Consider the following 20,728-nt stretch of genomic DNA (forward strand, 5'->3'; position numbering starts at 1 on the left):
GTAATTAAAATTTTATTTACACACCCCGCCCATCATTTCTTATAATTTAATTAGTCATTTTTGTTTTTCGTTTCTTTACTGTTTAAATAGATATTTCTGTACCCGCCCTAGTGTTTTTTAGATTAAAAGCTATTATTCACGCACGCAGAACTTATTTTTTATATAAAATAAATTAATAAATTGAATTGAAATTAAGAGTAAAAATTTATTAACCGTGCGTAAAATTGCTACTTCTTTTTATTTGTAAGTGCCAATATAAGAATATGCACTACTGATTTATCTACTTCAGGTATTCTTAATGCCTGCGATATATTATAAGGCTTGTACTGCTTTAATTTGTTAATAGCATCTATCTTTACGCTTTTTAAACTAGAATAATCAAAGTCTTCTGGTATAAGCATGTTTTCATATTTTTCAATGTCTTTTATTTCATTTAAATATCTTACGATATATCCTTCATATTTTATATATATTTCAGCATTGTTTAAAACTTCTTTATTATACTCATCATCTATTAAAGATGCTAGCATATCAATACTGCATTCTGGACGCTTTATTATAGAAGCTAAACTCATAGTACGGTACTCTTTAGCCTCTTTTGTAAATCCTAAATCCTCAGTTTCTTTCTGCGTGAGAGTTCTTTTATTTAAGTATTCAACGAGTATTTGAGTTTTTCTTTTTTTATCTTTTACTTTCTCAAGTCTTTCTTTGCTGGCAAGTCCTATATTATAAGAAAGTTCTGTAAGTCTTTCATCGGCATTATCCTGTCTTAAAAGCATTCTATGTTCTGCCTGAGATGTAAACATTCTATGAGGCTCTTTAGTTCCTTTAGCAGTTAAATCATCAATTAAAACTCCTATATATCCGTCGCTTCTTTTGAGTATAAAAGGCTCTTCTTTTTTTATTTTTAATGCTGCATTTACTCCAGCCATTAAACCCTGACATGCAGCTTCTTCATATCCGCTTGTGCCGTTAATCTGACCTGCTAGAAATAATCCTTCTATTTTTTTTGTTTCAAGCGTGGGCTTTAATTCTATAGGATTTACATAGTCATATTCTACTGCATAAGCTGGCTTTAATATTTTCACCTCTTCAAGTCCTTTTAATGCTCTTATCATCTTTATCTGCACTTCTTCTGGTAAACTTGAAGAAAATCCGTTTATATAAACTTCATTAGTCCTATAGCTTTCTCTCTCTAAATGAAGCTGATGTCTTGGTTTATCTGCAAATCTTACAACTTTATCCTCTATACTTGGGCAGTATCTAGGACCTATTCCAGTAATTGCACCGCTGTACATTGGGGATAAATGTATATTATCCTGTATAAGTTTATGAATATTAGTATCAGTGTATGTTATATAGCAAGGCTCTTGAACTATATCAATTTTTTCATCTAAAAAAGAAAAAGGTACTATTTCCTCATCGCCTTTCTGAATTTCTAATATATCAAAATTAATAGAATTATAATCTACTCTTGCTGGTGTTCCTGTTTTTAATCTTCCTACTTCAAGTCCCAAACTTCTCAAATTATCAGAAAGTCCTATAGCAGGAAGCTCTCCAATCCTTCCAGCCTGCTTTTGATATGTTCCTATATGAATAAGTCCGTTTAAAAATGTTCCTGTAGTAAGTATAACTGCTTGGCATTCGTACTCTCTGCCTCTTTCTGTTTTTAATCCTTTAAGCACATTATTTTCCGCAATTATTTCTGTTACTATATCCTGATGAAGTGTGAGATTATTTTGATCATAAAGAGTTTTAGCAGCTTCTTCCTTGTATGCATATTTATCAGCCTGAGCTCTCGGTGCCCATACAGCTTTACCTTTGCTTCTATTAAGCATTCTAAACTGCATCATAGTTTTATCTATTAAAAGCCCCATCTCTCCGCCTAGTGCATCTATCTCTTTTACAATAGTTCCTTTTGCTACTCCTCCTATAGAAGGATTGCATGACATTTGCCCTATAGTATCAAGATTTATAGATATAATTAAAGTGTTCATTCCTAGTCTTGCAGAGGAAAGTGCTGCCTCTATTCCTGCATGACCTGCACCTACAACTATTACATCGTACTTATTATTCATATATAATATTTCTCTTTTAATAGATTTTAGTATAAGATGATATATTAAAAACATTATATTGTCAAAGGTGTATTATAATTTAAATAAAACTAGGGCGGGTGTGCTTTTATTATTTAAACAATTAAAAAATGATGAAGTTATATTTCTAATCATTAATAATAAAAAATAATGGGCGGGGTATGTAATTTAAGTTAAAAAAATTAGTTACATTTTCCCACCCTTTAGGCTTATGACTTTCATTTGTAATTGTAATTTTTATTTTCTTTTTTGTTTAATTAGAATCTTTAGCTGCCCACCCAAGATTTTTTTAAATTTATTGTGTATATACCGCACGTTTAAACAAAATTAAAAATATTTATTTATTGTTAATTTAAATTTTGATTAAATTAACAATTTCATTAACCGTGCGTCAATTAAAATTTATTTTAAGTCTTTTATTAATTTATTTTCTATATTATTCATCACCTCAGCAAATTCTTTTATGTTTCTAAAATTCTGATTAGGAATTTTTAGAGCGTATTTATATATTTTACAATCTGCATTATTATATTTATTATATTTTCTATTTAGCTTTCCTATATAAAAATTGTTTTTATAATTATTACTTTCAATAGGATAAATAAAACCAGCCTTTTTAGCGTTAAGTGTATAGGCATAAGAGACTATTTGATGTTTATCGTTTCTGTCTATGCTTTCACTGTCTGAATAATTAAGTCTTTTGTATTTAGCATCAAGAACTATGTTATTATCATTTTCTATTTTATAAAAGTCAGGATACACCCTCCATCCATTATCAAGAAGTTTGATACCGTTTTTTGAATTTCTATTCTCAGCATGAACAAAATTTTCTTTGCTTAAAAAACTGTTTAAATATTCTTCAAATAGCCATGCCCCATCAAACAATAATCCATACACTGTATTATCCTCTCTACCATACTTTAACTTTTCATGCCTTAATATTTGAATGCATATTTTTCTTAATGGCTCATATTCATAATAGTAGGGGTGCGATAATTTTTTTAAGTTTTTATTTATAATGCTTTCTCTTTTATTTCTCTCATAGCTGGGTGTAGAATAAAATATCTGATGAGTATAATCTTTTATTTCATTATCACAGCTTAAAATATATCTGTTTTTATTGTTTATATATTCTATTGTATGTCTTATTAATTGAGTGATATTATTATCATAGCTGTATTCTCTTGTATTATAAGAAATTTTACCATTGAAAGGAATATTGTTTTTGATGTATCTATTAATATCAATAGTGCCTTTAACATTAGAATCATTATGCTTTATTAATTTGTATTGCTTAAAAAGCCCCTGCCTCAATGCTCTCTTAAAAAAACTAATAAACATATAAATTAAAAAATCAAACGAATCATCATAATCCTTACTATGCTCTAAATTAACAATATTAAGAGAAAGTACTTTCATAAGCATATAATGCAAAAAATAATCTTCATTATCATTTACAGCGAACCTTGAAGAGATTTTTATTTGCGTATTATTGTAGCTTATAAATCCCATTATATTGTTAGTACGTATTTTATCATCAAGTAAATTGAATATTGTACTTTTTTTATTTATATCTTTAGTCTCATCAAAACTATTTGGAAATATTAAAATATTATCTGAAATATTTTCAATAGAATGGCTAGCTATATATTGAATATTGCTTTTATCTATATCGTTTGATAATTGTGATATATCATAATCATTATTATCTTTTAATTTAATAATTTTATTGTTTGTATTCATTTATTATTGCAGGGCTTTGCCCCGCACCCCAGTTCTTTTATTGGTATAAAAGAACCAAAAAAACTGCATTTTTGGCTCTTACTTATTTTAAAATTTATCAATTATCTATATTATTATCATCTATATTAGTAGTATCTTGTTCTATACAATAAGCATTTTCTAACTTTTTAAGTTTATCATTTATATCAGGCATACCTCTCAAGTACTCAAACAAAAGCCCTTTCAAATGATTCTCCCATAGGCTTTTAAATGCTGTTTTTTTATTATCACTTGAACTCTTATAATAATTTTTTAGTTTCAAGAAATAAGAAGCTCCTATATGATATGAAGAATTAAAGCCTTCTATTTCACTAATTGCCTTATTTAAATTATCCATTCTTTCTTTAGCTTCATCTATAAATGATTGTTTATCTTTTTCTGTAATTTCTTTATTATCATCAAACATACTATCAAGCATATCTTGCGTATCTTCCGCTTTAATCTCTTTCCAAGCGAATCTCCTACGCATAGCAAAGTCCATACTTTCAACGCTTCTGTCAATGTCATTCATAGTGCCTATTATATAAACATTCTCTGGTATATAAAAATATTTTTCTGATTCCTCATCTATTAAATTAGAGTATTGAGTAAGTACTTTTCCTTTAACGCCTCTATATCCGGGGTCTATAGCAAAAAATAATTCCCCGAAAATTTTTGAAATCTCTCCCCTGTTAATCTCATCTATGATGAATACAAAATTTTTCCTTTCAACTTTTTCTATTGTATTAGTACTACTATTTTTTAATTCTTCTTCTATAGCAGAATTATATTTTATATAAAAATTATGTAAGAAAGCACATAAATAAGTTACACGACCTGCAAATCCTACCGCTTTTTCCATATTGGCTGTAGTTAAACTTCCATTGTCTTTTTGCTTTTTATATATTTTGTACCACTCCACATATTGATACATTTTACCATTTATAGCGTATTCATATTTTGATTTTGCTGTCATTAATAGTATTTCTTCTTCTTCATCAAAATATATATTTATATATGGTGCAACTGGTTTATTACTAATACCAGTTAATATAAGTTCATTATTTTTATTAAATTCTTCATATTTTTCATTTGCAAATTTAATCAAATATTTTTTTATTATAGCATCTTCATTCAATTGTGAAATATCTTTTTTACTATCAATTAAATTCTTAAGTGCCATTCTACAAAACTCTTTAAAAACTCCGTCCTTTCTTTCAAAGCCAATATTTCCACTGCTGTCTTTAATAGGTCTTAACCCTTCAACAAAATCGGTATAATCATAAGATGGGTGAAACTGCACAAACTCATATTGATTTTTAAAATTCTCATCTTCTTCTAAAGCTTCTGTATACTCTTTTTTATCATCACCAAAAATAATCTTAGCTGCTATCTGTTTTGCTAAATAAGTTTTTCCTGTACCGGGTGCTCCTGTGAGTATGAGGTTGTAACTATTTTCTAATAATGTTTTATAGTCTTCCATTATATTTTCCTTAAATTCAAAATGAGGCTCATTTTTTAATGCTCTTACTATATTTAAAGCATCTTCTTTAGAAATTTCTTGTATAGTATCAAGTGCTAATTTATATTCATGGGTATATTCTATTGACTCTCGTTCTATATCACGCCATTTATCTATATCTATTCTCTGTCCCCATCCTGATTCTCCATCTTCCAAATTTTCATAAAAACATTGGCAGTCTTCAAATTCTATATAACCATTATAGTTATCAGAACGATATTTAAAATTATTATGTCTAGTATTTATAACTTCTTCGCAATTTAATTGTACTTTTTCTAAATTGTTTTCAAATCTAGGTTTTATAGCATATCCCCAAGAATATTTATAACTGTTACCATAAGCCCCCAATATTATTATATCACCTTCTTTTATTTCTTTTAATAAATGCCATATTCTAGTAACCGTAGCAGGATCTTGAAATGTTTTATCTCCATTCGTTATTTCATCATAGGTTCTATATTCATATTGACACATACAAAAATTATTTTCAAGAGCTTTATTTATAATTTCTTCAGCATAATCATCATTACCATGTTTAAATACCCAATATCTCATATTGCCCCCTTAAAGTAAAATTATATATTACTTAAGTATATAAATATTATTAACAAAATCAATATACTATAGCATACTTTTTAATATTTAATTATATTTTAAGCATAAAATCAGCTTTTTTAAAGTTATAGTATTAATTAAAATTTAATACACACAGTTATAAAGGATTTATAAAAGTTTTGTCATTATGATTTATTTCTAAAAAATGTAAATACTATAATATTAATTTTATAATATATACTAAACATTTGTTAATACTTATAATTTTTTAATTTATATTCTTTTAATTATAGTTTTTACTTTGCTACAAAACACAAAGCCGTACAGTGTATAAACTATAAATTTAAAAAATATTGGGTGGGAAGCTAAAATAACAGTTAAGATTTTTAAATAATAAAAATACAAAAATAACAAAAATGATTGAAAGCCTAAAGGGTGGGTAAGTGTAAGTAAATTTTAAAACTTTATTTTTATCCCCCGCCCTTTATTTTATATTACTTTCTATATGATTATAATTTAAATTGTTTTTATATTTAATCAGAAAATAAAGCACCAGCCCAAGTGCTGATTGGATTTTCAATCTCTTTAACGCACGGTTAGTTAAATAATCAATATAATAAAAATTTATATTTCAAATAATACTATATTTTTAGTTTTGCTCTGCGTGCGGTAAGCAGATTTTAAATTAAAAAAATCTTATAGTAGAAAGCTTACATCAAAAATCATGATATCAGCTTTAATTTTTTATTAATTAATTTTTTCTTTTACAATACCGCTTCTGTATGCTTCCAAAAGTTCAGAAAGATCATTTATTCTTTTATATAATTCTTTTCCTGTATCAGTTTCCCCTACAGTTATTCTTTTTATAAATCTTTCTACTATTATTGATTTAGGCTGTAATTTAAATCCTGATTCTACAACCTCAGTAAAAGGTCTATGTTCAGCTATTACCATTCTATTGGAGTTTGATATTAAAGTATATCCGCCAATACCAGTGTTTTTATGATATGCTTTTGAAAGCCCTCCGTCTATTACAAGAAGTATGCCTCCTCCTTTTATAGGACTTTCCCCTTTATGAGTTTTTACAGGTACATGTCCATTAACTATATGGGAATTTTCAATATCTAAATCGAATTCTTTTAGAATTTTCTGGCAGTACTCTTTACTGTCTATATGATAATAATAAGGGTTATAATGTTCTTTATGGGTTTCCTTATCTTCTATAAAATATCTCTCAAAAGTAGTCATTCTGCTTTTTCCAAATAGAGGAGATTTAGGACCAGACCATAAATACCAGCAATAGTCTAATGCATTTAATTGCTCTTCGCTTCCTATTTCACAGTAGAATGCTTTTCTTACCTTATCTTCAACCTGCTTTAAATATTTTTTACCAGATAAATATTTTCCGTCTATATAAACATCATCGAAAGTACCATCCTCTTTAGTAGGTATGCATCCATGATAAAGAAGATTGCCGTTAAATATTCTGTATATTCCTCCTTTAGCATATATGTAATTAGTATGTCTTTGAAGAGTAGGACTGTTTATAAATGAAAATGCTAAGGTTTGTATTAATGTATTTTCCCCTTCTGTAAGTTCAAAAGGATTATTTTTGTCTATTGTAGGAAAGTTTTTATCTTTAAGTTCATAAGTTTTTCCTTCTATTGTAATAGTTCCTTTATCATAATCTATTTTATCAAGCAGTATCCTTTCATCCATTCCGTAATTAGGATGTCTTTTTATAAGCTGGCATTCTAATTTCAATTGTATTATTGATATAGCTTTATGCATTTTAGCAGCCAAATCTTTATCTACTTCATCGTATATATTTTTATCTAATGTATTGGGCTTAAAAACTTCGCATGGATCATCTTTATAAACATCATTAGCGAAAGATGATAATGATCTTAAATTAATTCCATAACTGTATTCAAGCAAGTCAAAATTATTATATCTTACAGCCAAACGAACGGCATTAGCAACGCATATTAAACTTCCTTTAGCGGCTCCAAGCCAATGTATGTCATGGTTTCCCCAAGCTATATCAACTTCATTAAATGTCATTATACTTTCCATAACTTTATCAGGATGAGGACCTCTGTCATAAATATCTCCTACAATATGAAGTCTATCTACACTGCATTGACGTATAAGCTGACAGAGGGCTGTTATGAATTTATCTGCAGCAGATATTTCTATAATTGAATCTATAATTGAGAAGTAATAATTTTCTTTATTTTCTTCAGCATCTGTTTGAAGAAGCTCATCTAATATATATGCAAAGTTCTGAGGCATTTTTTTTCTTATTTTTGATCTAGTATATTTGCTTGTAACTAGTTTGCATATTCTGATAAGTCTGTATATAGTTATTCTGCACCAATCTGCAAAATCTTCCATATTTGCTCTATTGTTTATTGTGTTTTTAGTATCTACTATTAAAATTTGAAGTTCTACTCTGTCATGTTCAGGTATAGTGTTTTTAAATAATATCTCTATTTTTTCTTTAATAACCCCAGATGAAGTTCCAAGTAAATATTCAAAACCATCAGATTCTCCGTGTATATCGCTTAGAAAGTATTCAGTTCCTTTAGGAAGTTTTGAAATAGCTTTAAGATTAATAATTTCTACAGATGCATCATCTATAGTAGGGTATTTTTTTGAGAGTAATTCTAAATAATCTTTATCTCTCATAATTTGACCTCCCAAATAATAATAGATATTAACAATTATATACAAAAAAGTCGATTAATCTATATAAAATGTAAAATATTCCTAAATTAAGTTAGAAAAATTAAATTATAATTTTCACAATTAAACATATTGACAAAAAAAATAATTATTATATAATGGTTTTAACTGAAAACGATTGCGGGATGTATTGCAATTGGTTAGCATACCTGCTTTGGGAGCAGGTGGTTGTGAGTTCGAGTCTCACCATCCCGATACGCGCTAGTAGCTCAATTGGATAGAGCAACTGCCTTCTAAGCAGTAGGTTACAGGTTCGATTCCTGTCTGGCGCACAGAAGTTTTTATATAACATATATGGCGAATGTAGCTCAGTTGGTTAGAGCGCCAGATTGTGGATCTGGATGTCGCGGGTTCAAGTCCCGTCTTTCGCCCATTCAAGTACGCAGTTTTTCATCCTAATATTCACTAATTTTTTATTTATAAAAATATATAAACTATTTCCGATAATATTAACAGTAATTAGCGTCTGTGGCTCAATTGGATAGAGCAGCGGATTTCGGTTCCGTCGGTTGGGGGTTCAAGTCCTCTCAGACGCATATAAATTTATTGATAATTTAAACTAAATATGTTAAAATATAAAATATATTTTCTTAATTTAAGAAAATAAGGTATTTTGGATTGTATGAAAGAAAAAAATTTTAGAAAGTTGAATTTTATAGTATTAATATTATTCCCAATAATGCTGCTTATATTTTCGATAACATATAATATATATAGTGTAGGTACTACAAATAGAATAAAAAATGAACTGGAAAATTTTACTAACTCTCTTTCTCTTAGAATGGAAAGCAAATATATGGATATGATGAGTTTGTATTTTAAAGATGAATTAAATAATTATACAATAGCGAATGAATTTACAAATTTAGTAAAAGAACAGGTAAGATTAGGAGTTACACCTCATTTTAATTCACTTAAATTCTCTATAGATTATACTATAAAAAAGAATATAAGAAATACAACATACTCTATATTATTTATAGCTGTTTTGATGTTTATATTAACTTTAGTACTTAATTTTACTAATAATAATTTTAGTTCAGTTCCTGCTTCTAATGATGCAGCTAAAAATAATAAATCTGAAAATATAAATGAAATAAAAGAAAAGCCTAAAGCAATAAATAATGTAATAGATAACTCATTCAGCGATAATGTTAAAGCTGAAATTGAAGAGATGTATAAAAGTCTTGTTGCTGAAATAAAAAATTCCAGAGATGAAAAAGCATTAGAAATATTAGAGAAGATGTTTCAAATTGATGATAGAAATTATTTAGCTTTAAATGGAGCTGGGGTACTTCATACTAAAATATACAGCAGAGATAGTAAAGAAGAACAATTTAAAAAAGCAGATCAGTATTTTGAATATGCATTATCATTATTCGGAAGTAATGATAACATACAGAATAATAAAGGCATACTGTATTCTATAAGATATGAAATAAAAAAAATGGAAGATGATTATGAAAAGGGATTAATGATGTTTAATGATATATTATCTTCCAATTATTTAGATTCAGACTTATTGAATAATAGAGCTACTTTATATGCTGTCAAATATAAGATAAAAGGTGATGATGATTTATTTAAAAAAGCATTGAAAGATTATAATGATTTAATAGAAATAGACTATAATAATATATATGCCCTTAATAACAGAAGTGCTCTTTTCTTCAATAAATATAAGTACTCAGGTGATAAGGCATATTTTGATAAATCTATTGAAGACTGTAACACTGCATTTAAAATCAATTCTTCTGAAGCATTGTACGATAATACTGGCTCTCTTTATATATATAAATTTTAATTATATACCCCGCCCTTATAAATTTACAGCCTTGTAAAAAACAGCATTCTAATTAATTTTGTTATTTAATTAAAAAAGCACCCCCGCCAAAGTTTTGGTTAGATTTGAAATTTGATTAACGCACGGTGAATAAATTTCTGTAACATAACAAAATGTGTATTGCAAATAAACTTATATCTTTGATTTTATTCTGCGTGCGGTGATAAAGTATAAATTTAAAAAATGCTTGGGTGGGCAGTTAAAAGAACAGAATAAAATGAAAAAGAAAAATAAAATAAAAATTGCAAATGAAATTAAAAACATAGAGGGTGGGAAAATGTAAATAAATTTAAAAAATTAATTACATACCCCGCCCTCATAAATTTACTGTCTTTATAAAAAACAGCATTTCAACTAATTTTGTTATTTACTTAAAAAAGCACCCCCACCCAAGTTTTTATTAAGTTTATAATTTTTCTTAAAATAAATAAAGGAGGGCTTTTAACATCCTCCCAAACTCTATTTTATCTTAATAATAAATTACTGAGCAGTATCTCCTCCAAGTGAAGGCAAGTACCAAGTTATGCCTGTAGTAGTTTCAAAATATATTGGAATAATATTATCTGCAGGAGAATTATTATTAATATCCATCTCGAAATACCATTCCAAATCCTGAACTGGATGCACATACATTTCAGCATAAGCTCCCCATACTAAATAATATTCAACTAATTGATTTTTATATCCTGTTCCTGCGATTTTGTATCCTATAGAAGGTTCAAAGTATAGAGAAACTATATCGCCGTTTGCTGCTAAAGATAATACTGGTGTTATTGTTATGTCATACATATTATAATCATACTTTACAATATCAAATATCTTATCTCTATAGTACATAATACTGCTTGATAAAACATGAGTTGATGCTACAGATTTACCTTCGCTTCCTAATGCTGTATTATATTGAACCTTAATAAAAGGATTAATATTTACATTATTTATTTGACTGTTTAAAAAATACAGTCTGAACTCAAAACCTAAAGACTGAGCTAGAAACATATTTTTAAATGAATTATATCCATAGTTAATATACAGCCTTAGAGCATTAATTGAATCTGCACCTGTATAATATCTTATTTGTGCCGATGTACTCACGCCTGTATATGCACCTAATTGATCTGTATCAAAAACGGCAGCCTGTATTGGTATTGCTATTCTAAGATTATCATTTAAAGCATTAATTGTAAGTACTGGGGTATGCACTTGCAAATCATTATACATATAAGTAAAGTTATATCCTAAACCTATACTGAAATCAGGAGAAGTATATCCCACTGCGGCAGATAATGTTGAATCTAATTTTATGTTATTTAAAGATGAACTTAATATTGATGATAAATACCCTATATCTGTTCTAAATCCGAATGTTCCTTTAACTGTTTCATTTCCAAGTACAAATCCGAATTGATCCATTCTTGCCCTTAATTGATTTCCGTCTGTAAGAAAATCTATCCAATCCTCGCTGTTTCCATACATAGCAAATATATATGAACTCATTATAAATAATAAAGTAATTATTGATAATAAAAACTTTCTCATTTTTATTTACCTAATCAATATAGTCTTTTAATATTATATCAAGTATCAAAATAAAGTAAATCAAAATTATATTTTTTAATTATTTTATTATATTGTGTTTTATAATGAATAAATCATAATATTTGTTATAGTCTATAAGATATCATATTTAAATAAATTTAATTTCTTATATTTTTTGGAATCTCTATTTTTTTTCTTCTTATTCCTAAATTATTTTTTCTATATTCAAATTCTAAATTATTCATATTTAATGCATTATTAAATTTTTTAATATCATCAGTATTGTAAAGTACGCTCATATTATCTTCTTTATTTATAAAAAAATAATTATGAAGCTCCATATCTTCCATACTCATCAAAGTTACATCATGCGTAGAAAGTATTAACTGAGAAGTTTCTTTTTCAATATCATTAAAAGCATTATTTCTAAATAAACTGACAGTAAACTTAAGAAGCTCAGATTGAATGGCATTGAACTCATCCAATATTGATAATGTTCCATTCATAATGGAGTATAATATATATATAAGATTTATGGCATAAACTTTATTACCCTCAGATTCAACTTCATCAAAATCATTGCTGTAGCAGTCATGTCTTGAAAGCAGTTTTTTATTATCAAATACAAATGAAAAATCATTATTATCTTCTGCTTCTGCTATATTTAAATCATCAATATCTGCCATATTAAGCAGCTTTTTATAAGTTTCCCAAACATTATTTTTACTGAAATAATTAAAAGCACTCATTATAGCATAAGATGAAAAATCAGCTTCATTAGTAAAAGGAAATAAAAAACAAAGATTTGTAAATAATGATATATAATAATTAGCTTCTTCTCTATATTTATCTATTATTTCATTATTTTGTATATCATTGAAAAAACTCAATACGGTATTTGTGCTTGGTATATTGCCGTCATATTTAAATATGCCGTCTGTTATACTATACTTTTTTCTTTCAAATATTATATTATTATCTTTTATTAAAATTTCTGAATATACAGCCTTATTTTCATTATCCAATATTAATTCATATTTGCATAAGCAGCTTTCATCGTATGAGAAGAACTCTATATAGAATTTGCTTTTATCATATTTGCCGTAAATCATATTAGGGTCTAATAGTTTATTAATGCTGTCATTACTTGATGATATATATCCGTTATTTGCATAGAATAAATATTTCAATGCATTTATTAAATTGCTTTTTCCGCATCCGTTATGTCCGTATAGAAGACATATTTTAGATATATATTCATCCTTGATTTTTTTTATATATGGATTTGTGATGCTTTCTGATACTCTGAAGCTGATAGATGTTTCATTATAAAATGATCTGTAATTTGACAGGCTAAATTTCAGCAGCATAGTGAATTCTCTTTTTAGTTATAAAATATTTTATATATTGATACTTAATATAACAAAAAAGATTACAATATGTAAATTCGTATTGCTTTTTTGGTATTTTATTTATAAGATATAAATATTATGAAAGAGAAAAATAATATAGATTATAAGAATTTAAATAGATGGCGTTTAATACTTGGAAGTTTTGCTGATGATAATATAGAATTGGAAAGAGAATATTCTGAAATAGATGACGCTTTAAGTTTTTTATATGACAGAGAGTACAGTGAAGAATCAGGATATGCTGACTTTGAAAGCTTAAATGGTCAAAACAAAGATAGGGGAGGCAGGGGCAAAAGTAATTTAACTGTTCCTACTTGGGTGTCTAAAGTAAAAAAATTATTCCCTAAAAAAACTGCAGAGATAATGCAAAATCAGGCATTAGAAAAATACAATATGACAGAGATGCTTACCAATGAGGATATTTTAAAAGAAATGGAACCTAATATGGGGCTTTTGAAAAATATTCTTGCCTTTAAGGACATGATGGATGGAAATGTAAAAAGACTTGCTTATGATATAGTGAGGAAGGTTGTTGAAGATATTAAAAAGAAAATGGAAAGCGATATAAAAAAAGTATTTTACGGTAAAAAGCTGCCTAATTCAACAACTCAAAATAAAATATTCAAAAACCTAGATATAAAAAAAACTATACGTAATAATCTAAAAAATTATAATACTGAAAATAAAACAATTTTTGTAGATAAACTTTACTTCAATCAAAATATAAAAAAATATAATCCTTGGCATATAATAATACTTATAGATGAAAGCGGTTCTATGATTGATTCTGTTATATACTCTTCAATAATGGCTTCTATATTTTCAAATCTTCCTTTTTTATCTATAAAACTTGTAATATTTGATACATCTATAGTAGATTTAACCGATTATGTAAAAGACCCTATAGATATATTATTTAAAGTTCAATTAGGAGGCGGTACTGATATTGTTATGGCTTTAGAATATGCTAAAAAAATAACTACAGTTCCAGATAAAACTATAGTTCTTCTTATAAGCGATTTATATGACGGCAGTTATAAAAGTATGTATAAAAGTGCAAAAGATATAATAGAATCAAGAACTAAACTTTTTGTACTTCCTGCTTTGGATTATAGTGCGAGTGCTAGCTATGATAAAGAGGCAGCAAAACATTTTGCGAAAATTGGTGCTAAAGTTGCAGCCATTACACCTGATGAACTTTCAAAATGGATAAGCAGTGTTATATCATAATTTTATGATATAATGGAAAATCATAAAACATGATTAGGATTTTTTATGGAAAAAAATAATTTATTTGAGAAATATTATGAAGAGGGGGTAAGTTTTTATAATAATAAAAAATATGAAGATGCATTGAATTCATTTTATAAGGCTTTAGAATATAATACTAATTTTGCTAAGATTTATTTATATATAGGAGTTTCAAAATTAGTATTGGGAAGAAATAAAGAAGCTATGCTTGAGCTTGATAAAGCTGTAGAATTGAATTCTAATTGTGCAAAGTTCTATTTTTACAGAGGTGTTTGCAAAATGGCACTGAATGAAAAAGAAGAATCTATATTAGACCTTGATAAAGCCATAGAATTAGATCCTAATTATTCAAAAGCCTATTTATTTAGGGGGCTTTCTAAAAAATCGTTAAATAAAAGGGAGGAAGCTGTATTAGATTTTGACAAGGCTATAGAACTTAATTCAAATTATTCTGAAGCATATTATCATAGGGGATTTTCTAAATTAGGATTTGATGGAAATGATGAAGTGATGGAAGATTTTGACAAAGTTATAGAACTTAACCCTGATGATGCTTTCGCTTATTTTATCAGAGGCAGCGTCAAAAAAAATCTAAATAAAAGCGAAGAGGCTAAAAAAGATTTTGAAAGGTATGAAGAATTAAAAAAACAAATATAGGATTTTGTAATTTATTTTTCTATTATTTTTTTTGTTATTTCTATAAATGTATTCATTTCATCATCCGTTCCTATAGTTACTCTTATATAATTGTCTATTAATTTGGATTTGAAATATCTTACTAATATGCCTTTTTCTCTTAGTTTGAAATATATTTCTTCAGCGAATATCTCTTTATATGATATAAATAAAAAATTAGATTTTGAATCAAGTACATTAAAGCCTAAATCTTTAAGTTCTTTTTTTATTCTTTCTCTTGTATTAATGATTTTAGAAACAGTATCTTCAAAGTATTTTTTATCTTTTATAGATTCTATTCCTGCCAGTATTGAAAGTCTGTTTATTGTATATGAGTTAAAAGAATATTTTATATTTTTAAGTCCTTGTATAAGATTTTCATTTCCTATTGCAAAGCCTAAACGCATTCCTGCCAAGCATCTTGATTTAGAAAATGTTTGTATAATTAATATATTATCATATTTATTTATGAGTTTAACAGCACTTTCTCCTCCAAAATCTATATATGCTTCATCAATTATCACTATATTATCTTTATTGCTTTTAACTATATCTTCTATCTCTTCTATAGTTAAAATTATTCCAGTAGGTGCATTAGGATTTGCTATAAATATTCCAGAGTCCAAGTTTTTATAATCATTTATATCTATAGTAAAGTCATCTTTTAATGGTATTTTTACTTCGTTTAAATCGAAAAGATTTGAATATACAGTGTAAAAGCTGTATGTTATATTAGGGTAATATACTTTATCTCCCTTATTAAAAAAAGCCATGAAAGAAAATGCCAGTATTTCATCGGAACCGTTCCCAATAAAAATATTATTTTCGTTTACATTATAGAAGTCTGCTATTTCTTTTTTTAAATCTCCGACATTAGGATCAGGGTATAATCTTAAATCATCAAAGTTTGCTTCTGATATAATTTTTTTTACCAAAGGAGAAGGAGGATATGGAGATTCATTTGTATTTAATTTTATATATTTTTTATCCTTAGGCTGTTCTCCTGGAGTATACGGTTCTATAGATTTTGCTTTATCACTTAAAAATTTATTCATATAATAAAATCCTTTCATAGATTTTTTGATAATAAATTATATATTATTTTTAATATAAATAAAGATATTTCATTATTAAAAAATAAAAAAATTACTCAAATTTAGTTTGACTTTGATAATTTAATTGTTATATTAAATTTGTATTTTCGATTGTTGTCATAATTAAATAATTTTATACAGAGGTTTTTCACAATGAAAAAAATGCACAGCTTATCTTTTAAAGTGCCTATAATAATAAGTTCTATTATTTTTATAACAATAACTATATTAGCAATTATATCAATAATTTCATCTTCAAAAGGTATAAGAAAAGCAACATTAGAAGGCTTTACAGCTACAGTTTCAGGTTATTCTTCAATGATAGATATGATACTCCATGAACAATTATTAGCAATAGCAACATATTCTCAGTCTGCTGCTGTGGTAAATGCTGTTATTAATACTAATGATATAAACATAAAAAATGAAGCTATAAAGAGGTTAAAAGATTTTGGTTCAGTTAATACTTATGCTATTAATATAGGTCTTGCCGACATTAACGGACGTATTATACTTGATGATGTTAATTCTAATCTTGAAGGTGTTTCTATAGCAGATGTACATCCTGATTTATTTAATAAAATGAAGGCTGATAATTATAAATTTACTTTTGATAATTCTACGAGCGTATCATCTACTACAGGAGGACAGGCACTTTTACTTTGCGGAGGATTAAAAAATTCTTTAGGAAATGTAATCGGTTTAATATATATTAATTTGAATTTGTCTAGTGTTAATGAAGATTTTATAGGAAATCTTAATTTAAATGGACGTATTACAGTAGCAAATAATGACGGAAATGTAATATTATCATCAGATAGTGAAAGAATAGGCGATACTTTGCCTGATGTATACAGCGTTATAAAAACAAGTTCTCAAGGCATCATAGAATCATATTATTATGAAGGAGATAATGGAAAGCGTTCTGCTGCCTATAAAAATGTAAGTATAATGCCTTAGTCTGTTATATTTGCCAAGTCTGACAGCGAGATATATAAAGAGATTAGCTACATTATATTACGTACGGTTATAATAGGTCCTTTATTTATAATATTATGTACTATAATAATAGCTATGTATATAAAAACTATAACTAGACCTTTGAATGATTTAGTTTCTATTTCAAAAGAAATTTCTAATGGCGATTTGACATCTACTCATAGAAATATTAAACGTCAGGATGAATTAGGGATATTGGCTAATTCTTTCTTTGATATGAGAGATAGGTTATCAGAAATTATTGTTAAGGTTAGAACATCAGTTGATGAAATAAGAATGAATGCTAAGGAGCTTTCTCAGGGAAGTATGGACCTTTCACGCCATACAGAATCACAGGCTGCTAGTTTGGAGGAAACGGCTTCTTCAATGGAGGAGATGGCATCTACCATTAAATCATCAACTGATCAGTCTGTAGAGGGCAATAAGATGATGATAGATTCAAGGACTTCTATTCAAAATGCGGGAGAAATAATTTTAGAAACTACAAAAAATATAGAAGAAGTTTACGATGCCAGTGCTAAGATAAAAGATATTACTAAGATAATAGAAGATATTGCTTTTCAAACTAATATACTTGCTTTAAATGCTGCTGTAGAGGCGGCACGTGCTGGAGATATGGGTAAGGGCTTTGCCGTTGTAGCAAGCGAGGTTAGAAATTTGGCACAGACAACTCAGACTTCTGTAAAAGATATTACTCATTTGGTTGATAATGCTTATGATAAAATTAATAAAGCTACAGAATCAGCAAGAGAATCTCAGGAGATATTTAATGATCTTCAGCAAAAAATAGAAAATACAGCTAGAATAATGCAGGATATTAGTTCTACAGCAGTGGAACAGCAGGCAGGTGTAGATCAGGTTAATAAGGCTGTTTCAGATATGGATACAGTTACACAGCAGAATGCTGCTTTAGTAGAAGAAGCATCAGCTTCATCTACAGCTTTATTAAATCAGGCTGTAGAACTTGTTGATGCTATGAGTTTTTTCAAAGTTTAATAGTTCTCAATATATATTTTTTAATAAAGGATTGTTTTCTATACGGAGATAGTCCTTTATTTTTTAAGTTATAATTTTGTATATGTTATGAAATTATCATGATATTAAATAAAAAAAACATCAAATTTCAATTTTTTTGTAAAAAAAACGATAATTTTTTTTAGTTTAATATTTTAATTATTCTAATTAATTATATATTAAGAAAATGTAAATTATATTTTAATAAAGGTTTATATTATGAAGAAAACAGATAGCTTATCTTTTAAAGTTCCATTTATTATATCATTAATTATTTTTATTACTGTAGCAATATTGGCTACACTTTCTGTATTATCATCTACAAGGGCAGTAAAAAGATCAACTTTAAATGGTTTTAGATCTACAGTTTCAGGTTATTCTTCGATGATAGATATGGTATTGCATGAACAGTTATTAGCTATTGATACTTATGCTAAATCATCAACAGTATTTAATGTTCTTTTTAATACAAATGATACTATTTTAAAACAGCAAAGCAGAGATAGATTAAAAGATTTTGCTTCTGTTAATAGATATGCTATTAATATGGGGCTTGCAGATATTAACGGCAGAATAATATCAGACAGTGATTATCCTAATCTTGAAGGAACATCCATAGCAGATATTGATTCTGAAATGTTTGCAAGATTAAAATCAAATAATTATGACAATACTTATGGAAATAAAACTACAATAGATTCTCAGTCTGTTCTACTTAGCAAAGGAATACGATCTTCAGACGGTAAACTGATAGGTATTCTTTATATAAATATAGATTTGGGAAAGGTTAATAACGATTTTATAGCAAATATTGCTTTTGACGGAGATATTACAATAGCAAATAATGACGGTATTATTATGCTTTCATCTGATGTAAAAAGAATAGGAACTGAGCTTCCTGATGTTTATCATATAACAAAAACTACATCAGAAGGCATTATAGAATCCTATACTTATGGAGAAAATGGTGCTAAACGTTCAGCTGCTTATAAAAATATTAATATTATGCCTTGGTCTGTTATATTTGCAAATTATAATGCTCAAATATACAAAGATATAAGAGGTATAATTTTCCGTACATCTACAATAGGTCCTTTTTTTATAATATTAGCTAGTATTGTAGTGGCTCTATATATAAAAAGTATAACAAAACCTTTAAATAATTTGGTTTCGATAGCAAGCGAAATATCAAACGGTAATTTAACTGCTGAATATAAAAGCACTGACAGAAAAGATGAATTAGGCATACTTTTTAATTCTTTCTTTAATATGAAAAATAAATTATCTGAAATCATTTTTAAAGTAAGAATATCAGCTGATGAAATAACTAATAGTGCAGGAGAACTTTCACGCGGCAGTGAAGATTTATCTCATAGAACAGAATCACAGGCTGCAAGTTTGGAGGAAACAGCTTCTTCAATGGAGGAGATGGCATCTACTATTAAGTCATCAACTGAGCAGTCTGTTGAAGGTAATAAAATGATGATAGATTCAAGAGATTCTATTCAAAATGCGGGAGAGATAATTTTAGAAACTACAAAAAATATAGAGGAAGTTTATGAAGCTAGTGCTAAGATAAAAGATATCACTAAGATAATAGAAGATATTGCTTTTCAAACTAATATACTTGCTTTAAATGCTGCTGTAGAGGCGGCACGTGCGGGAGAACAGGGACGCGGTTTTGCTGTTGTAGCAAGCGAGGTTAGAAATTTAGCACAGACAACTCAGACTTCTGTAAAAGATATTACTCATTTGGTTGATAATGCTTATGATAAAATTAATAAGGCTACAGAATCAGCAAGAGAATCTCAGGAGATATTTAATGATATTCAGCAGAAAATAGAAGAAACTTCGAAAATTATGCAGGATATTACTTCAACAGCTATAGAACAGCAGTCTGGAGTAGAGCAGGTTAATAAGGCGGTTTCTAATATGGATACAGTAACACAGCAGAATGCTGCTTTGGTTGCTGAGGTATCATCATCTTCTAATTCGCTTCTTAATCAGGCGGTAGAGCTTGTTAATGCTATGAGTTTCTTTAAAGTTTAAATTTTTAAAAATATAAAAAATTATAATAATAGGCTGTCTTTTAAAGGCGGCCTATTATTTTTCAATATCAAATATACAATACTTATGTATTGTATATTAAAAAACTTGACAAGTTATATATTGTATTGTAGTATTGAAAAAGTTTTTTTATTTATAAAAAAATTAGGAGG

The 20,728-nt window shown here is 27.5% G+C and carries 11 protein-coding genes, 4 tRNA genes and 1 pseudogene; 9 read left to right on the forward strand and 7 right to left on the reverse strand.

The features are described 5' to 3' along the window. Positions 1-227: 227 nt before the first annotated feature. From mnmG to Q0J69_RS02270, 4 genes are all read right to left on the reverse strand, one after another. Positions 228-2,078: a tRNA uridine-5-carboxymethylaminomethyl(34) synthesis enzyme MnmG gene (gene mnmG / locus Q0J69_RS02255; protein ID WP_297203925.1), complete on the reverse strand. Its 1,851-nt coding sequence runs from the start codon at positions 2,076-2,078 to the stop codon at positions 228-230. Positions 2,079-2,498: 420 nt separating this feature from the next. Continuing rightward, positions 2,499-3,839 carry a restriction endonuclease gene (locus Q0J69_RS02260; RefSeq protein ID WP_297203927.1) on the reverse strand — a complete coding sequence of 447 codons (1,341 nt, stop codon included), beginning with the start codon at positions 3,837-3,839 and terminating at the stop codon, positions 2,499-2,501. A 97-nt stretch (positions 3,840-3,936) separates the two neighbouring features. Then, positions 3,937-5,934, reverse strand: a complete 1,998-nt coding sequence (locus Q0J69_RS02265; protein ID WP_297203930.1) for an AAA family ATPase — start codon at positions 5,932-5,934, stop codon at positions 3,937-3,939. Positions 5,935-6,681: 747 nt separating this feature from the next. Continuing rightward, positions 6,682-8,625, reverse strand: coding sequence for a fructose-1,6-bisphosphatase (locus tag Q0J69_RS02270; RefSeq protein ID WP_297203932.1), 1,944 nt, complete (start codon positions 8,623-8,625; stop codon positions 6,682-6,684). A gap of 178 nt (positions 8,626-8,803) precedes the next feature. Between Q0J69_RS02270 and Q0J69_RS02275 the strand changes: the two genes are divergently transcribed. The 5 genes from Q0J69_RS02275 to Q0J69_RS02295 all read left to right on the forward strand — a co-directional run bounded on the left by Q0J69_RS02275 (position 8,804) and on the right by Q0J69_RS02295 (position 10,486). Next, positions 8,804-8,877 (forward strand) — tRNA-Pro (locus tag Q0J69_RS02275). A gap of 3 nt (positions 8,878-8,880) precedes the next feature. Next, positions 8,881-8,954, forward strand: a tRNA-Arg gene (locus tag Q0J69_RS02280). Positions 8,955-8,978: 24 nt separating this feature from the next. Beyond that, a tRNA-His gene (locus Q0J69_RS02285) sits at positions 8,979-9,054 on the forward strand. A 90-nt stretch (positions 9,055-9,144) separates the two neighbouring features. Next, positions 9,145-9,218 (forward strand) — tRNA-Arg (locus tag Q0J69_RS02290). An 86-nt stretch (positions 9,219-9,304) separates the two neighbouring features. Next, positions 9,305-10,486 carry a hypothetical protein gene (locus Q0J69_RS02295; RefSeq protein WP_297203935.1) on the forward strand — a complete coding sequence of 394 codons (1,182 nt, stop codon included), beginning with the start codon at positions 9,305-9,307 and terminating at the stop codon, positions 10,484-10,486. Positions 10,487-11,005: 519 nt separating this feature from the next. Here Q0J69_RS02295 and Q0J69_RS02300 read toward each other — a convergent pair. Further along, on the reverse strand, positions 11,006-12,064 hold the full coding sequence (locus Q0J69_RS02300) for a cell surface protein (protein WP_297203937.1): 1,059 nt from the start codon (positions 12,062-12,064) through the stop codon (positions 11,006-11,008). Between the two features lie 158 nt (positions 12,065-12,222). After that, positions 12,223-13,434: an AAA family ATPase gene (locus tag Q0J69_RS02305; RefSeq protein ID WP_297203940.1), complete on the reverse strand. Its 1,212-nt coding sequence runs from the start codon at positions 13,432-13,434 to the stop codon at positions 12,223-12,225. A 120-nt stretch (positions 13,435-13,554) separates the two neighbouring features. Here Q0J69_RS02305 and Q0J69_RS02310 point away from each other — a divergent pair, with 120 nt between their 5' ends. After that, the gene (locus tag Q0J69_RS02310; protein WP_297203942.1) at positions 13,555-14,706 is read left to right on the forward strand and encodes a VWA domain-containing protein; all 1,152 of its coding nucleotides are present in this window, start codon (positions 13,555-13,557) and stop codon (positions 14,704-14,706) included. Between the two features lie 45 nt (positions 14,707-14,751). Next, on the forward strand, positions 14,752-15,384 hold the full coding sequence (locus Q0J69_RS02315; RefSeq protein WP_297203945.1) for a tetratricopeptide repeat protein: 633 nt from the start codon (positions 14,752-14,754) through the stop codon (positions 15,382-15,384). Between the two features lie 11 nt (positions 15,385-15,395). On the opposite strand, the gene hisC is transcribed toward Q0J69_RS02315, so the two are convergent. Continuing rightward, positions 15,396-16,457, reverse strand: a complete 1,062-nt coding sequence (gene hisC, locus Q0J69_RS02320) for a histidinol-phosphate transaminase (RefSeq protein ID WP_297203948.1) — start codon at positions 16,455-16,457, stop codon at positions 15,396-15,398. A 192-nt stretch (positions 16,458-16,649) separates the two neighbouring features. On the opposite strand from hisC, the pseudogene Q0J69_RS14210 reads away from it, so the two are divergent. Both Q0J69_RS14210 and Q0J69_RS02335 read left to right on the forward strand, forming a co-directional pair. After that, a pseudogene (locus Q0J69_RS14210) lies at positions 16,650-18,491 on the forward strand (methyl-accepting chemotaxis protein). Positions 18,492-18,728: 237 nt separating this feature from the next. Further along, positions 18,729-20,558, forward strand: a complete 1,830-nt coding sequence (locus tag Q0J69_RS02335) for a methyl-accepting chemotaxis protein (RefSeq protein ID WP_297203959.1) — start codon at positions 18,729-18,731, stop codon at positions 20,556-20,558. Positions 20,559-20,728 lie beyond the last annotated feature (170 nt).

The organism is uncultured Brachyspira sp. (assembly GCF_944388875.1).
Lineage (GTDB): Bacteria > Spirochaetota > Brachyspiria > Brachyspirales > Brachyspiraceae > Brachyspira.

What these genes read in the sequence shown, in the direction of transcription:
- Q0J69_RS02300 (WP_297203937.1), bottom strand. Translation starts at nt 12,064, where the DNA reads ATGAGAAAGTTTTTATTATCAATAATTACTTTATTATTTATAATGAGT.
- Q0J69_RS02310 (WP_297203942.1), top strand. Translation starts at nt 13,555, where the DNA reads ATGAAAGAGAAAAATAATATAGATTATAAGAATTTAAATAGATGGCGT.
- Q0J69_RS02335 (WP_297203959.1), top strand. Translation starts at nt 18,729, where the DNA reads ATGAAGAAAACAGATAGCTTATCTTTTAAAGTTCCATTTATTATATCA.
- Q0J69_RS02305 (WP_297203940.1), bottom strand. Translation starts at nt 13,434, where the DNA reads ATGCTGCTGAAATTTAGCCTGTCAAATTACAGATCATTTTATAATGAA.
- mnmG (WP_297203925.1), bottom strand. Translation starts at nt 2,078, where the DNA reads ATGAATAATAAGTACGATGTAATAGTTGTAGGTGCAGGTCATGCAGGA.
- Q0J69_RS02260 (WP_297203927.1), bottom strand. Translation starts at nt 3,839, where the DNA reads ATGAATACAAACAATAAAATTATTAAATTAAAAGATAATAATGATTAT.
- Q0J69_RS02315 (WP_297203945.1), top strand. Translation starts at nt 14,752, where the DNA reads ATGGAAAAAAATAATTTATTTGAGAAATATTATGAAGAGGGGGTAAGT.
- hisC (WP_297203948.1), bottom strand. Translation starts at nt 16,457, where the DNA reads ATGAATAAATTTTTAAGTGATAAAGCAAAATCTATAGAACCGTATACT.
- Q0J69_RS02270 (WP_297203932.1), bottom strand. Translation starts at nt 8,625, where the DNA reads ATGAGAGATAAAGATTATTTAGAATTACTCTCAAAAAAATACCCTACT.
- Q0J69_RS02265 (WP_297203930.1), bottom strand. Translation starts at nt 5,934, where the DNA reads ATGAGATATTGGGTATTTAAACATGGTAATGATGATTATGCTGAAGAA.
- Q0J69_RS02295 (WP_297203935.1), top strand. Translation starts at nt 9,305, where the DNA reads ATGAAAGAAAAAAATTTTAGAAAGTTGAATTTTATAGTATTAATATTA.